The sequence below is a fragment of the Desulfomicrobium orale DSM 12838 genome, from assembly GCF_001553625.1.
In the GTDB taxonomy this organism is placed as follows: Bacteria; Desulfobacterota; Desulfovibrionia; order Desulfovibrionales; family Desulfomicrobiaceae; genus Desulfomicrobium; species Desulfomicrobium orale.
This window is the reverse complement of the sequence record NZ_CP014230.1, coordinates 2,220,896-2,235,440: the sequence shown is the minus strand read 5'-3', so window position 1 is coordinate 2,235,440 and position 14,545 is coordinate 2,220,896. Positions and strand designations below refer to the sequence as shown.

Sequence of the window (14,545 nt, the reverse complement as noted above, 5' to 3'; positions counted from 1 at the left end):
ATGAGAAACAATCAAATCAGTTTCCGCGTTTGGGGGCGGCAGGCGCTGTTTACCGACCCGGTAACCAAAATCGGCGGCGAGAAATTCAGCTACCAAGTGCCGACTTACGAAGCCATTAAAGGCATTGTCAAAAGCATTTACTGGAAGCCCACCTTGATTTGGCATATCGACCGCATCCGCGTGATGAAGCCTATTCGCACACAAAGCAAATCCACCAAGCCTTTGGATTGGAACGGTGGCAATACGCTGGCGATTTACACCTTTTTGCAGGATGTGGAATATCAAGTGGAAGCGCATTTTGAATGGAACGAGAATTGGCCGGAATTGGCACAGGATCGTGTGGTGGGCAAACATATGGCGATTGCCAAGCGTATGCTGGAGCGCGGCGGGCGACAGGACATTTTCCTTGGTACGCGCGACTGCCAGGGCTATGTTGAGCCATGTGAATTCGGCAGTGGCGAAGGGGCTTATGATGTTGAAAAACTCGGCGAGCATCATCTTGATTTCGGCTTGATGTTCCACAGCTTCGGTTATCCTGAAGAAACCGGCAACCATGAATTGGTTAGCCGTTTTTGGCGCGCCCAAATGCAAAATGGGGAAATTGTCTTTCCAGGCGTGAACGATACGGAAAAACTCAAAACCCGCTTGATCCGCCACATGAAACCGGAAAAACCATTCAAGCGAGGTGAGAATCTGAAGCCTGTTGAAGCCGAAGCCGAGGAGTTGGGATTATGAGTTGGATGCAGAAGCTGTATCGGACGTATGAAGCGGCTGAAAAAAATCCTGATTTACTAGATTTGGATAAGCTAGCTCCTCTATGGCATAGCCCTCAAACTGCCCATATTCAAATTAATTTGGATGGAGAGGGTAATTTCTTATCTGCCAAAGTTTTAACAGATAAACCAATCGTAATGTTGCCTGTTACGGAAAGCTCTGAAGGGCGGACAAGCGGTTTGGCACCTCATGCTTTAGCAGATAGCTTGCAGTATATTGCAAGAGACTTGGGGCTGACGTATAGCAAGGAGAAAGTTCAAGAAATAGAAGGGGAAAACGGTAAAAAGAAAAAAGTCAAAATTAAAAAAGAAGACTTGATTTTTAATTTGTATATTGAGCAACTAGATAAGTGGTGTCTTGATACTTTCAATCCTAAAGTGCTTGCTATACAAAAATATTTACACAAAGGTACGGTTTTGGGGGATTTGATTAAAGAAAAAATCATTCCAACGGATGAAAATGGCAATTTGCTGGATAACTGGATAGAAAAAGAAAATAAAGGGCGGAGGAGGCCTGAATTATTTAATGTGTTAACCAAAGAGCAGGGGAGATTTGAAATTCGTAAAGCTCTTGTGATTTGGTCTGTTGAGATCCCTAAGGATTTAGTTTCTGCAACGTGGGAGAATAAGTCGGTTCAGCAGGATTGGGGACGATACTATCAAAGCACATTGGATAATCAATTTTGCATCATAACGGGCAATGAAAAAAAGACTCGAGAAAGCCATCCTGCTAAATTAACTTATACAGGCGATAAAGCCAAACTTATTTCCTCAAATGACAAAGAAGGTTATACCTATAGAGGGCGTTTCGAAACAGCTAATCAAGCAAGCAGTATTTCTGCGGAAGTTTCCCATAAGTCCCATGCAGCCCTGCGCTGGCTGATTGCTCGTCAAGGCTTCCGCAACGGCGACCAAGTGACCGTCGCTTGGGCGATTGGCGCCGAACCCGTGCCTTCGCCCTTGCAAGACAACTATGGCTATCTGGATGACGATGCTGACGATGGCCAATCCGTTGAGACAGCGTCTGACGGAAAAAAGAGCAGCAAAAACTGGTCGGAGAATATTGGGCAGACGGCTGCGGCCATCATCAAAAAGAAGCTGCATGGTTATCGGGCGAAACTGGATGAGCATCAACAGGTTTCCCTGCTGATGCTTGATTCCGCTACTCCCGGCCGCATGGCGCTCACCTATTATCAAGAATTTTTGCCCGCCGATTACTTCGCTAATCTCGATGCCTGGGTGGACGATTTTTCATGGTATCAGCGTTACAGCCATGAAGAGAAAGAAGGCAAAAAGGTAGCCAAACGCATCGTTTGGCCGTGCCTTCCCCCGTCGCCTTATGCCATTTACGAAACCATTTACGGTAAATCTGCCGATAAAGACGGAAAAATCAAAAGACAGCTTTACGCCCGTTTGCTGCCTGTGATTGCGGGCGGGCAAACGATCCCGATACCTGATGATCTGGTGAGGCAAAGCTTTCAGGTAGCCTGTCAGCCCAGCGGATACGAGCATTGGGAATGGGAACGGAATATCGGTGTTGCCTGCGCCTTATACAAAGGTTGGCGCGCCCGTCATCATGATTTAGAAAAAAGGAGAACTTACTCTATGGCATTAGATAAAGAAAACCGTTCGCGTGATTATTTGTACGGCAGGTTGCTGGCAATGGCCGAAAACATCGAATCTTACGCACTCTATCTGGCTGAAGAAAAACGTGCCACAACTGCCGAACGCTATATGCAGCGCTTTGCCGAGCGTCCGTTTACTACTTGGCGCCATATCGAATTGGCACTCAAGCCTTATCAAGACCGCTTGCGCAGCCGCGGCAAAGATATAGGCACGCAAGCCATCGGCGAAATCATGGAATTGTTCCAGAACGAAGATTTTATTTGCGACGACAAATTGAGCGGCGAATTTCTCTTGGGTTACCACTGCCAAAAAATGGAATTGGCCCGCCAAATAGCCGAGCGCAAAGCCGCCAAACAAAAGAAAACCGAAACTGCCGAATAACCGACATTGAAAGGAAAACAACATGAGCTTAACCAAAAAAATCGACTTCGCCCTGATTATCAGCGTACAAAATGCCAACCCCAACGGCGACCCCTTGAATGGCAATCGCCCACGCGCCGACTTTTCCGGCTTTGGTGAAATGACCGACGTTTGCCTGAAACGCAAAATCCGCGACCGTTTGCAGGATGCAGGAGAAAGCATTTTCGTACAGTCCGACGAAAAGAAAACCGACGGCATGACCAGCTTGGCCAACCGCGCCAAAGACAAAGATGTCGGTTTGGGCGCAGACGCATTCAACGCCAAAAAAGCCAATAAAGACGAAACCGCCAAAAAAGCCTGTGAAAAGTGGTTGGACGTGCGCAGTTTCGGCCAAGTGTTTGCCTTCGGTAAAAGCGACGATGCTTCCGGCGTATCCATTGCCGTTCGCGGCCCGGTAACCATCCAGTCCGCATTCAGCGTTGACCCTGTCAGCATTACCAGCACCCAAATTACCAAAAGCGTGAGCGGCGAAGGCGACGGCAGCAAACGCGGCTCCGACACCATGGGCATGAAACACCGCGTGGACAAAGGCATTTACGTTGCCTTCGGCGCCATGTCGCCACAGCTTGCCGAGCGTACCGGTTTTGCCGACGAAGACGCCCAAAAAATCAAAGCTGTGCTGACCAAGCTCTTTGAAGGCGATGCCTCTTCCGCTCGCCCCGAAGGCAGCATGCAGGTGCTGAAACTGATTTGGTGGGAACACAACTGCAAGTCCGGCCAGTATTCATCCGCCAAAGTACACGGCAGCCTCAAAGTACATTCAGATGGCAGCTATGAATTGCAAAAATTGGATGGTTTGAATCCAGAAGAAATCGACGGATTCTGATGGGTAAGTGCTTGTTGTGATCAAAATTGCAGCAAGCGCTTTTTTTATAAATGCCCGCATGGGAAAGCCCAGTCATGTTCAGCATTCCCCTCTCCGCCCTGCAACACTACGCCTTTTGTCCGCGCCAGTGTGCCTTGATTCATAACGAGCAAGCATGGGCGGAGAACTATTTGACCGCACAAGGCCGTGCTTTGCATGAGCGGGTGGACGGTGGCGAGCCGGAAACACGCAAGGGCGTGCGCTTCGAGCGCAGCGTGCATGTGTCGGCAGAAAAGCTGGGTGTGCATGGCGTGCTGGATATGGTTGAACGTGATATTCAGACAGGCCGTCTGAAACCCGTTGAGTACAAACGCGGCAAACCCAAGCCCGAGCCGTTCGATGAAATCCAGCTTTGTGCTCAAGCGCTGTGTTTGGAAGAAATGACCGGGCAAACGGTGGAAGAGGGTGCATTGTGGTATGGGCAAACCCGCCACCGCTTTCCGGTAGCGTTTTCGGCTAGCCTCAGACAAGCCACCAAGGCCATCATCGAACAAGTGCGGGATTTACTGGAGAGTGGCGAAACCCCGCCGCCTGAATATGGCAAACACTGCAAGGCGTGTTCACTTTTGGAGATCTGCCAGCCTCAGTTGCTGACCAAAGATCGTTCACGCCGTTATGTCTCCGCGCTGTTTGAGGATGCAGAGAATGTCGCATGAACGCTGTTGGACATAAAAAAGCTCTTTTCATTGCGCAAAAAATGCGTCCCGATTTTGTCTTTTCCATGGCAAAGTTGGAGGGCAATCCTTTTACTTTTCCTGAGATTCAGACAACATTGGCAGGTATCACGGTTGGTGGGCATAAAATCAGCGATCAGAATCAGGTGCTGAACATTGCTGCCGGATGGTCTGAAATTATCATGCAGGTGAGCAGGCATATTTTTACTGTAGATAGAAACACTTTTGTCCATATCAATACAATTATTGCCAAGGATGAAGCGCTGGAAGTGGGGGCATTTCGAAACGGACAGGTGGGAATTAGTGGTACGGAGTATCGTCCTCCCCATCCAGGAACTGCATTGGACGCTGCGTTTACATCCATGCTGAACAATCACTTTCAAGCTGCAACTATTGAAGAAAAAAGCTTTGGTCTGTTTCTGGATGCGGCTCGTGCCCAGTTCTTCTATGATGGTAATAAACGCACAGGGCAACTGATGATGAACGGTGTGTTGCTCAGTAATGGTTATGCGCCAGTGAGTATTTTTGCTGATTCGCACAGTGATTATAATCTCAGGATGCTGGATTTTTATCGCAGTGGTGACAAATCTGAGATGTTTGATTTTTTGCGAAATCAATACGAGCGGGTTTACCGGGCTTTTGAAGATTGAATTATGCGCAAGCTGCAAAACACGCTCTACATCACCACCCAAGGCAGCTATCTGCACAAAGAACGGGAAACGTTGGTGGTGGAGCAGGAACGCAAGAAAGTAGCACAATTGCCGGTGCATGCCATCGGGCATATTTTTTGTTTTGGCAATGTGCTGGTATCGCCTTTTTTGCTGGGTTTTTGTGGTGAGAATAATGTGAATTTAGCATTTTTTACTGAAAATGGACGGTTTTTAGGGCGCTTACAGGGACGGCAGAGTGGCAATGTGTTGTTGCGTCGGACGCAGTATCGGCTGTCGGAGCAGAAGCCTGTGCCAATTGCCCGACATATTATCGCGGTGAAAATCCAGTCAGCCAAACGGGTGTTGCAGCGGCGTTTGCGCAATCATGGGGAACATGCGGAAGTGCGGGCAGCCGTTGCGGCGTTGAATTTCAGTTTGCAGCAGTTGAAGCGGGCGGACAGTCTGGATCAGGTGCGTGGAATTGAGGGTGATGCGGCGGCACGTTATTTTGGGGTATTCCGGCATTTGTTGGCGGGGAAAAGCGGTTTTGATTTTGACGGGCGCAACCGCCGCCCACCGCGTGACAGTGTGAATGCTTTACTGTCGTTTATGTATGGCATTCTGGGCAGGGATATCAGTGGGGCATTGCAGGGTGTCGGGCTCGACCCGCAAGTGGGTTTTTTGCATGCTGACCGGCCGGGGCGCGACAGTTTGGCGCAGGATATTTTGGAAGAGTTCCGCGCATGGTGGGTGGACAGGATGGTATTGTCGCTGATTAATCGCGGGCAAATCAAGCCGCAGGATTTTGTGGCGGAGGCGAGTGGCGCGGTAAATATCAAGCCGGAAACACGTAAGCTGCTGTTTCAAACTCTGCAGACGAAAAAGCAGGAAAAAATAGTCCACCCATTTTTGCAGGAAGAGGTGGCAATCGGTCTGCTCCCGCATATTCAGGCTATGCTGCTGGCGCGGCATTTGCGCGGCGATTTGGCCGAGTACCCTCCATTTCTGATGCGCTGATTGTCAGTCAGCCATGGCGCAGACGGTCTGAACACGAAGAGGAATGTATGCTGATGCTGATTACTTACGATATTTCGCTGGATGATCCGCAAGGCCAGGCACGCCTGCGCCGTATCGCCAAGCACTGCCTCGACTACGGTGTGCGTGTGCAATATTCGGTATTTGAGTGTGATGTGGCTCCTGATCAGTGGGTCAGATTAAAAGCAAAACTGTTGGATACGTATCAATCTGAAACTGACAGCCTGCGTTTTTATCATCTGGGCAGCAAATGGCGCAGAAAGGTGGAGCACCACGGTGCAAAGGTTGCTTTAGATATTTTCCAAGATACACTTGTTGTATAGCGCCAGTCTGGAGTGCTCTTAAAAATACGGAGGGGTTAGCGAGTTCATTTTCTTTGATAATTCAATAGGGTGAAAGATTAATAAGGTATAATATTCTATCATATGTGCTTTTGTTGGAGGCTTTGGCGAAATAGGGCTGAGAAGCATTTTGTAGCCAGAGTTTCAGCAGAGGCTCCGGCCGCCTTCGGGCGGCTGTGTGTTGAAACAGCGGTTATTCTATTCACTGTAGTTTTGATTTTGCCGGCCGCCTTCGGGCGGCTGTGTGTTGAAACCGCCGGTTGAAACGGCGATCCAGCCGGAACACTGTCCCCGGCCGCCTTCGGGCGGCTGTGTGTTGAAACAATGCTACAAGGCGCAGACAATGGGAAAAGAGGATCCGGCCGCCTTCGGGCGGCTGTGTGTTGAAACTTTGAGGTTTTTGGATGGCTGTCAAAATCCACCCCGGCCGCCTTCGGGCGGCTGTGTGTTGAAACTTTGAGGTTTTTGGATGGCTGTCAAAATCCACCACCCGGCCGCCTTCGGGCGGCTGTGTGTTGAAACTTGAAAATCCAGAGATATAAAACCAGGCAGAGGGAGCCGGCCGCCTTCGGGCGGCTGTGTGTTGAAACAGGGGCATCAGACGGCGCAATGACTCTTCAAAAAGCCCGGCCGCCTTCGGGCGGCTGTGTGTTGAAACTTCGGCTCGATGAGCGGCTTTCCCTTTCCGACCGGCCGGCCGCCTTCGGGCGGCTGTGTGTTGAAACTGCGCCGTAAGCGGCGCATGCACCCACATGTTCCCCGGCCGCCTTCGGGCGGCTGTGTGTTGAAACCCTGACAGGGCGGAAGGGCGGAGTCATGGATTCGGCCGGCCGCCTTCGGGCGGCTGTGTGTTGAAACGATCATGCGTTCTTCGCGCTCGCGGCGGACTCGACCCGGCCGCCTTCGGGCGGCTGTGTGTTGAAACCTTTTTTCTGGAGTACAGGCATCCCTGTACTCCTCGCCGGCCGCCTTCGGGCGGCTGTGTGTTGAAACACGAAAAACTGCCGCAACAAGATTTGCGTGCGCTGGCCCGGCCGCCTTCGGGCGGCTGTGTGTTGAAACACTGATAAGAGAGCAGGCAGAGGTGGTGACGCACCCCGGCCGCCTTCGGGCGGCTGTGTGTTGAAACACGTCCGGCGAAATGGCCCCGGCGACGTTGTTCTCCCGGCCGCCTTCGGGCGGCTGTGTGTTGAAACCAAAATTGCCGATACGGTCCACGAGTCCCGCTTCCCGGCCGCCTTCGGGCGGCTGTGTGTTGAAACCCAAGTGTCTGGAACGAGCCAGGGAGATCGAACAGCCGGCCGCCTTCGGGCGGCTGTGTGTTGAAACGGTGATAAGCGTATGACGCTTATTGCTGATGATGCCGGCCGCCTTCGGGCGGCTGTGTGTTGAAACGTTTTGTTGTTGTGCCCGGCATCCTGCTGGGCCCCGGCCGCCTTCGGGCGGCTGTGTGTTGAAACCTCTCCGGCATACATCGGCACCACCGTCACGGATAACCGGCCGCCTTCGGGCGGCTGTGTGTTGAAACCTCTCCGGCATACATCGGCACCACCGTCACGGATAACCGGCCGCCTTCGGGCGGCTGTGTGTTGAAACCCCTTGAAAGCCTTGAAAGGGTTTCCACGGCTGACAAGCCGGCCGCCTTCGGGCGGCTGTGTGTTGAAACCTCTCCGGCATACATCGGCACCACCGTCACGGATAACCGGCCGCCTTCGGGCGGCTGTGTGTTGAAACCCCTTGAAAGCCTTGAAAGGGTTTCCACGGCTGACAAGCCGGCCGCCTTCGGGCGGCTGTGTGTTGAAACCTCTCCGGCATACATCGGCACCACCGTCACGGATAACCGGCCGCCTTCGGGCGGCTGTGTGTTGAAACACTGATAAGAGAGCAGGCAGAGGTGGTGACGCACCCCGGCCGCCTTCGGGCGGCTGTGTGTTGAAACCTCTCCGGCATACATCGGCACCACCGTCACGGATAACCGGCCGCCTTCGGGCGGCTGTGTGTTGAAACCCGCCAGGGAGCAGGCCACGGCATCCTGATCCGTGCAGCCGCCTTCGGGTGGCTATGAAGCGACGTCAGATATTATCAGGAACCGCCCCAATGCTATAAAAGCGTTATTTCAGCAGGCGGTTGATGATATCCCGGTATTTCTTCTCGATGACGTGGCGTTTTTTCTTGAAGGAATTGGTCAGCTCCTCGCCCAGGGTGAATTCCTTGGTCAGAAAGTAGATGTTTTGAAGCTTCTCGTAAGGCTTGAATCCTTTTTTGGCGTTGAGAAGTTTGTTCATCTCCTCCCGCAGGCGGTCCAGAAGCTGTTTGTCCCTCAGCGCTTCCTCGGTTTCGCCCAGCACCTGGTTGTATTTTTCCCGGACGAACTCGCGCAGTTTTTCCAGATCCGGAACGATGAGAGCGCCCAGCCCCTTCTTGTCCTGTCCCACCAGAACGGCGTCCTGCACGAAAGGAAAGACGGACAGCGTGGCCTCGATATTGGTCGGGTCGATATTTTCGCCGCTGGCCAGAACGATGATTTCCTTGGCCCGGCCGGTGATGACCAGTTCTCCGGTCAGGGTCAGGCGGCCCAGATCGCCTGTGCGCAGAAATCCGTCGGCGGTGAAGGCCTGGGCATTGGCTTCGTCGTTTTTGTAATATCCCTTGAAAACCTGGGCTCCGCGCACCTGGATCTCGCCTTCGGTGCCGCGCGGCAGTTCCCGGTCCTGTTCGTCGGCGATGCGCAGGTCCGTTTCGCCCACGGCCGGTCCGATGGTGCCGAAGATCTCGCATTGCAGCCCGCGTCCGGCGATGGCCGGGGAACATTCGGTCAGGCCGTAGGCGTTGATGATGCGGATGCCGATGGCGTCGATCCACTCATCCAGATAGGGCGGCAGGCTGCCGCCTCCGCTGATGGCGGCCTTGAGCCGTCCTCCGAATTTTTCCTGAACCATGACGAATTTTTTCTGGGCCAGAACATAGAGCGGGTACAGGGCGGCGCAGACCATGGCGGCGCGCAGTTTTCCGGCCAGTACGGCCACGGCCGGGCGTTTGACGAAGACCGGCAGGTGCCCGCGCAGGGCCCGGCGGTTCCGGCGGAAGGCGATGGAGACGGCTACCAGTGCGTTGAACATTCTGGCTTTTTTGGGGTCTTTTTTCTTCAGGGCCGAGGTGATTCTGGAATAGAGGGCCTCCCACAGCCGGGGCACCGTGGCTACCAGTGTGGGCTTGTAGGTTTCCAGATCGGCGGCGAAGGTGCGGATGGACGAATAGACGAGGCAACTGCCGGAAGCCATGCCGATATATTCGGCCGCGCGCTCGAAAATATGCCAGGTGGGGAGGATGGACACCCACAGATCGTCCGGACCCAGATTGATCAGGGGGGGCAGGGTGCGGACATTGTGCATGATGTTGGAGTGGGTGAGCATGACCCCTTTGGGCGTGCCGGTGGTGCCGGACGTGTAGATGATGGTCAGCAGGTCGTCCGGCGCGATGTGTCCGGCCAGGCCTTTGAACCATTCGATGTCGCGGGGTTCGATAGTCCGCTCTTCGAGGATTTTGGAGTAGGACACCACCTTTTCGAACCAGGAGTGCTTTTCCGCCCCGGAAATGATGAACACGTTTTTGAGTTTCAGATTTTTGATCAGGGGCTGCAGATCGTTGTAGAGCTTGTCCGTCTCGAGGATGAGAAAGTCGCTCTCCGAATGGTTGATGATGTATTCCACTTCGCTGGCCGGCGTGTCGCAGCCACGGGGCACGCTGACCGCGCCCAGAGCCTGAAGGGCCATGTCCGTGACGATCCAGGCGTAGCGATTGTCCGACAGAAGAAAGACCTTGTCTCCCCGGCGGATTTTCGCGGCCTTGAAACTTCGGGCAAGAAGGAGTGCGTCCTCGAAGAATTTTACGTAAGTGACCCGCTGTTCATCCTCGCCTACCCGGTAGATGAAGGCCGTATTGTCCTTGTGGCGGGCGCAGGTTTCGAGAAAAGTATGAAAAAGCGTTGGTGCGGAAGGCATAGTGGCTGTTTCCATGGTTCCGTGCTTGTCTGGTTGATCGGAAAGGGCGGTCGATAATACGGGAGAGGATGCCCGAAGACGGGAGCGTGAGCTGGAGCGGATCGCGGACATGTGGCACCCTTTGCATGAAATAGTCGCGCCCATGTAGGACAAGGGGCGGAGCAAATCAAGGCGGAATGGCTCGGGCCGCGTGGCGGCGTATCTTGCGTCGGGCCGGGCTTCCGGCATATCCTTCACCTCCGGCGCCTTTACCGCGCCCGGCAAGAAGACAGCCGCTGAAAACCGCTTGCATCAGGGGAGAAGTATGATTTTCGACAACAGACCATATTCTTTCGACCGCGTGGCGCGGCTTGCCGTTGGCGCGGTCAGCCTCTGGGCTCTGGTCATGCTGCTCGGGTACCTGAGCGATGTTTTGGTGCCCTTCGCCGTGGCCCTGATTCTGGCCTACATCCTGAATCCGGTGGTGCGCCGGATTCAAGGCTACGTGAAGAGCCGGCCCCTGGCCATTGCTCTCACTCTTCTCATATTTCTGCTGGGAGGCGCGGCTTTGGGAATGATCGTGGTGCCGCTGGTGGGACGGGAGATCGCGCACATGGGGCGGCTCATTTCCGAACTGCTGTCCAATTCCAAACTGGCCGCCGAGGCCGCCAAGCGCCTGCCGCCGGACATTTGGCAGGCCCTGCGCGATTATTTCGCCCTGCCCGAGGTGCAGGATTTCTTCCGCACGGACAGTTTCGTGTCCATGGTCCAGGCCGCCCTGCGCAAGGTCGTGCCGGGCCTCGTGGGGCTCATTTCCGGGACGTACAGCCTGATCATGGCCCTGGTCGTGCCCGTCATCGTACTGCTGTACCTCATTTTTCTGCTGCTGGATTTCCAGCGGGTCCAGGTGGTCTGGAAGGAAATGATTCCGCCGCAGTACCGCGAGAACGTCGTGTCCTTTGTGGAGGAGTTCGATCAGGCCACGAGCCGCTACTTTCGCGGACAGACGACCATCTGCGCCATCTTGTGTCTGGTGTTCGCCTCCGGTTTTTTTCTGATCGGCCTGCCCATGGGGGTGCTGCTGGGCTTCTTCGTGGGGGTTTTGAATCTGATCCCGTACCTCCAGATTCTGGGACTCATCCCCGCCGTAGTGCTCGGGGCCATCCATGCCCTGGAGACGGGGCAGTCTTTCTGGGTGGTCATGGCCCTCATCGGGGTGGTTTTTCTGGTCGCCCAGATCCTGCAGGACGTGGTGCTGACGCCCCGCATCATGGGCAAGGCCATGGGTCTTTCTCCGGCCGTGATGCTGCTGTCCCTGTCCATCTGGGGCAAGCTGCTGGGCATGCTGGGCCTGCTCATCGCCCTGCCCATGACCTGCCTGTTTCTGACCTATTACCGCCGTCTGGTGCTGAAGCAGCATGCCCCGGCTCCCGTGCCGGCTGCGGAGGAAACATGAACATGCGGAAGATGCGCGATTTTCTGAAGGACGATCTGCGGCTGTCCATCGACTTTTCGCGGTCGGATCAGAACCGGGGCCTTGAGCCGCCGCCGGTCCAGAAAGAGCCGAGGGATGATCAGGGCCGCATTCCCCTGCCGCTTGATCTTCCGGCGGAAAGCGTCGATCTGGTTCAGGCTCTGGGCGGGCGGCGCAGCCATCGGGCATGGACCGGAAAGGAGATCTCGCTGGCCGAACTGGGCTTTCTGCTCTGGGCCACCCAGGGCGTGCGCCGGAATGCCGGGCCGGGCCGGGTTTTTCGCACGGTGCCGTCGGCCGGGTGCAGGCACGCCTTTGAGACCTATGTGCTGGCGAACGCCATCGCCGGTCTGGATTGCGGTCTGTACCGGTATCTGCCGCTGGATCACGCCCTGGTGCTGGAGCGGCAGGCCGGGCCGGATTTTCTGGCCCGTCAGCACGAGGCCGTTCTGGGGCAGACCTTCGTGCCCAAGGCGAGCGCAGTTTTCGTGTGGACCGCCATACCATACCGCATGGAATGGCGGTATCTGGAGGCCGCTCACCGGGTCATCGCGCTGGACGCGGGGCATGTCTGCCAGAATCTGTACCTGGCCGTGCAGGCCGTGGGATGCGGCACCTGCGCCGTGGCCGCGTATCACCAGCGCGCATTGGATGAACTGCTGGGCGTGGACGGCGAGGAGGAGTTCGCGGTCTATCTCGCGCCCGTGGGAAAGGTCTGAATTCAGAGCATCGCGGAGAAATTTTTTTCATGGAGACGTTCACAGCATGGAATCGTCCGGATTCCGCCGTGAGATGCCCGTCTGCCGGAACTTCCGCTCAGCAAAACACATTCATTTGGCAAACATATGGCACTGATCAGCGCGCATGATCTCGTTTTGTCCTTTTCCGGCCTGCCGCTTTTAAGCGGTGTCAGTCTGCAGATTCATCCCGGCGAGCGCATCTGTCTGCTCGGCAGAAACGGCGAGGGCAAATCGACCCTGATGCGTGTTCTGGCCGGAGAACTCGAACCCGACCAGGGCGAAGTGCGCCGGGAGAAGGGCCTGTCCATGGCTTCCCTGCCGCAGGAAGTTCCGGCTGGTCTGACCGGGACGGTGCACGACGTGGTGGCTTCCGGAGCGGAGGAGGCGGGACGGTATCTGGCCGCCATCCGCCGCGGTTCCGGGCCGGCGCATTCCGTGAACGAGCAGGCCGCCTGGGCCGCCACCCGGAAGATCGACACGGTCATCACCCATCTGGATTTGGATCCGGACGCCGATTTCCTCAGCCTGTCCGGCGGCCTGAAGCGTAAAACCCTGCTGGCCCGGGCCCTGGCCGGAGAGCCGGATGTGCTCTTTCTGGACGAACCCACCAATCATCTGGATGTGACGGCCATCCACTGGCTGGAGGAATTTCTGGCCAAGCAGGCTTCCACGCTTTTTTTCGTCACTCACGACCGCATGTTTCTGCGCCGCGTGGCTGGCCGCATTCTGGAACTGGACCGGGGGCGGCTGGCGGACTGGGCCTGTGATTACGACACGTTTCTGCGCCGCAAGGAAGAAGTGCTGGAGGCCGAGGAAGCCGCCTGGCGGCGTTTCGACCAGAAACTCCGGGAGGAGGAAATCTGGATTCGCAAGGGCATCAAGGCCCGCCGCACCCGGAACGAAGGGCGGGTGAGGGCGCTCAAGTCCATGCGCGAGGAGCGCCGCGCCCGGCGGGAACGCTCCGGCAGCGTGTCCATGCAGGTGCAGGAGGCCCGCAAAAGCGGCCGTCTGGTGCTGGAAGTGCGGGACATTTCCTTTGCCTGGAACGGCGCGCCGGTGATCAAGCATCTGAGCCTCAATGTCATGCGCGGGGACAAGGTGGGCATTGTGGGGCCCAACGGCGCGGGTAAAACCACCTTGCTGAAGCTGCTTCTGGGCGAACTGGAACCGCAGGCAGGCGAGGTCCGGCCCGGTACGAATCTGGACATTGCCTACTCGGACCAGATGCGCTCCCTGCTGGACGGGACCAGAACCGCGCGGGACATTGTGGGCGAGGGCGCGGACTATATCGATGTCTGCGGCTCCAGACGGCATGTCGTCGGGTACCTGAAGGATTTTCTGTTTACGCCGGAGCGGGCCAGGATTCCGGTGAGTCTCCTCTCCGGCGGCGAGCGGAACCGCCTGCTGCTGGCCCGGCTGTTCACCAGACCCTGCAATGTGCTGGTGCTGGACGAGCCCACCAACGACCTGGATCAGGAAACCTTGGAGCTTCTGGAGGAGCTGGTGGGCGACTTTCCCGGCACGGTGCTGGTGGTCAGCCATGACCGCGAATTTCTGAACAACACCGTCACGTCCTGTCTGGTTTTCGAGGGATCGGGCAGAGTGGTGGAATACGCTGGCGGCTATGACGACTGGCTGGCTCAGCGTCCCCGGGCCGAGGCAGCCGCCGCGCCCGCATCTGCGCCGCCCAGAAAGAAACCTGCCGCACGGCCCAGGCTGACCTATAAGGAAGCCCGCGAACTGGAAGGGCTGCCCGGCCGGATCGAGGAACTGGAAGAACGCATCGCCGAAACGCAGGAACAGTTGAACGACCCTGCCTTCTACACCAACGACCATACTGTGGTGGCGGAGGAGGCCGCCCGTCTGGAATCCCTCGAAGCCGAGCTGGATACGCTTCTGGCCCGGTGGGATCAGCTGGAAGAATTACGCATGGCGTGTGAGGGGGAGCGATCCGCAGAATGAAGCAG

11 protein-coding genes, 1 pseudogene and 1 CRISPR repeat array are annotated in these 14,545 nt (G+C 55.9%); of the genes and pseudogenes, 11 read left to right on the top strand and 1 reads right to left on the bottom strand.

Annotated features, from left to right (window positions below; translation table 11 throughout):
* From cas5c to cas2, 7 genes are all read left to right on the top strand, one after another.
* Positions 1 to 735: a type I-C CRISPR-associated protein Cas5c gene (gene cas5c, locus AXF15_RS10440; protein ID WP_066607061.1), complete on the top strand. Its 735-nt coding sequence runs from the start codon at positions 1 to 3 to the stop codon at positions 733 to 735.
* Positions 732 to 2,780 (top strand): type I-C CRISPR-associated protein Cas8c/Csd1, encoded by a 2,049-nt coding sequence (gene cas8c / locus AXF15_RS10435; RefSeq protein WP_066607059.1) that lies wholly within the window; start codon positions 732 to 734, stop codon positions 2,778 to 2,780. The genes cas5c and cas8c overlap by 4 nt, the downstream gene beginning before the upstream one ends.
* A 22-nt stretch (positions 2,781 to 2,802) precedes the next feature.
* Complete coding sequence (gene cas7c, locus AXF15_RS10430; RefSeq protein ID WP_066607057.1) at positions 2,803 to 3,645, top strand: type I-C CRISPR-associated protein Cas7/Csd2; 843 nt, start codon at positions 2,803 to 2,805, stop codon at positions 3,643 to 3,645.
* Positions 3,646 to 3,719: 74 nt separating this feature from the next.
* Entirely contained in the window at positions 3,720 to 4,340 is a 621-nt protein-coding gene (cas4, locus tag AXF15_RS10425; RefSeq protein ID WP_083517992.1) for a CRISPR-associated protein Cas4, read from the top strand.
* Complete coding sequence (locus tag AXF15_RS10420; RefSeq protein ID WP_066607053.1) at positions 4,337 to 5,008, top strand: Fic family protein; 672 nt, start codon at positions 4,337 to 4,339, stop codon at positions 5,006 to 5,008. The genes cas4 and AXF15_RS10420 overlap by 4 nt, the downstream gene beginning before the upstream one ends.
* A 3-nt stretch (positions 5,009 to 5,011) precedes the next feature.
* A complete protein-coding gene (gene cas1c / locus AXF15_RS10415) occupies positions 5,012 to 6,025 on the top strand; it encodes a type I-C CRISPR-associated endonuclease Cas1c (protein ID WP_066607050.1) in 1,014 nt (337 codons plus the stop codon).
* Between the two features lie 47 nt (positions 6,026 to 6,072).
* A complete protein-coding gene (cas2, locus tag AXF15_RS10410) occupies positions 6,073 to 6,366 on the top strand; it encodes a CRISPR-associated endonuclease Cas2 (protein WP_066607047.1) in 294 nt (97 codons plus the stop codon).
* Positions 6,367 to 6,540: 174 nt separating this feature from the next.
* Positions 6,541 to 8,391: a CRISPR direct-repeat array (repeat unit 32 nt; unit sequence CCGGCCGCCTTCGGGCGGCTGTGTGTTGAAAC).
* 104 nt (positions 8,392 to 8,495) lie between these two features.
* Here cas2 and AXF15_RS10405 read toward each other — a convergent pair.
* The gene (locus AXF15_RS10405; RefSeq protein WP_236884770.1) at positions 8,496 to 10,400 is read right to left on the bottom strand and encodes an AMP-dependent synthetase/ligase; all 1,905 of its coding nucleotides are present in this window, start codon (positions 10,398 to 10,400) and stop codon (positions 8,496 to 8,498) included.
* A 289-nt stretch (positions 10,401 to 10,689) separates the two neighbouring features.
* Here AXF15_RS10405 and AXF15_RS10400 point away from each other — a divergent pair, with 289 nt between their 5' ends.
* From AXF15_RS10400 to AXF15_RS10390, 4 genes and pseudogenes are all read left to right on the top strand, one after another.
* Entirely contained in the window at positions 10,690 to 11,820 is a 1,131-nt protein-coding gene (locus tag AXF15_RS10400) for an AI-2E family transporter (RefSeq protein ID WP_066608936.1), read from the top strand.
* On the top strand, positions 11,817 to 12,557 hold the full coding sequence (locus AXF15_RS10395; protein ID WP_066607044.1) for a SagB/ThcOx family dehydrogenase: 741 nt from the start codon (positions 11,817 to 11,819) through the stop codon (positions 12,555 to 12,557). Before AXF15_RS10400 ends, AXF15_RS10395 begins: the two co-directional genes overlap by 4 nt.
* A gap of 192 nt (positions 12,558 to 12,749) precedes the next feature.
* Positions 12,750 to 13,178, top strand: a pseudogene (locus AXF15_RS14890) (ATP-binding cassette domain-containing protein); the annotation flags it as partial.
* A gap of 96 nt (positions 13,179 to 13,274) precedes the next feature.
* Positions 13,275 to 14,540, top strand: a complete 1,266-nt coding sequence (locus AXF15_RS10390; protein ID WP_470290482.1) for an ATP-binding cassette domain-containing protein — start codon at positions 13,275 to 13,277, stop codon at positions 14,538 to 14,540.
* Positions 14,541 to 14,545 lie beyond the last annotated feature (5 nt).

Coding starts and splice junctions, on each gene's coding strand:
- cas5c (WP_066607061.1), top strand. CDS start 1: ATGAGAAACAATCAAATCAGTTTCCGCGTTTGGGGGCGGCAGGCGCTG.
- cas8c (WP_066607059.1), top strand. CDS start 732: ATGAGTTGGATGCAGAAGCTGTATCGGACGTATGAAGCGGCTGAAAAA.
- cas7c (WP_066607057.1), top strand. CDS start 2,803: ATGAGCTTAACCAAAAAAATCGACTTCGCCCTGATTATCAGCGTACAA.
- cas4 (WP_083517992.1), top strand. CDS start 3,720: ATGTTCAGCATTCCCCTCTCCGCCCTGCAACACTACGCCTTTTGTCCG.
- AXF15_RS10420 (WP_066607053.1), top strand. CDS start 4,337: ATGAACGCTGTTGGACATAAAAAAGCTCTTTTCATTGCGCAAAAAATG.
- cas1c (WP_066607050.1), top strand. CDS start 5,012: ATGCGCAAGCTGCAAAACACGCTCTACATCACCACCCAAGGCAGCTAT.
- cas2 (WP_066607047.1), top strand. CDS start 6,073: ATGCTGATGCTGATTACTTACGATATTTCGCTGGATGATCCGCAAGGC.
- AXF15_RS10405 (WP_236884770.1), bottom strand. CDS start 10,400: ATGGAAACAGCCACTATGCCTTCCGCACCAACGCTTTTTCATACTTTT.
- AXF15_RS10400 (WP_066608936.1), top strand. CDS start 10,690: ATGATTTTCGACAACAGACCATATTCTTTCGACCGCGTGGCGCGGCTT.
- AXF15_RS10395 (WP_066607044.1), top strand. CDS start 11,817: ATGAACATGCGGAAGATGCGCGATTTTCTGAAGGACGATCTGCGGCTG.
- AXF15_RS10390 (WP_470290482.1), top strand. CDS start 13,275: ATGTTTCTGCGCCGCGTGGCTGGCCGCATTCTGGAACTGGACCGGGGG.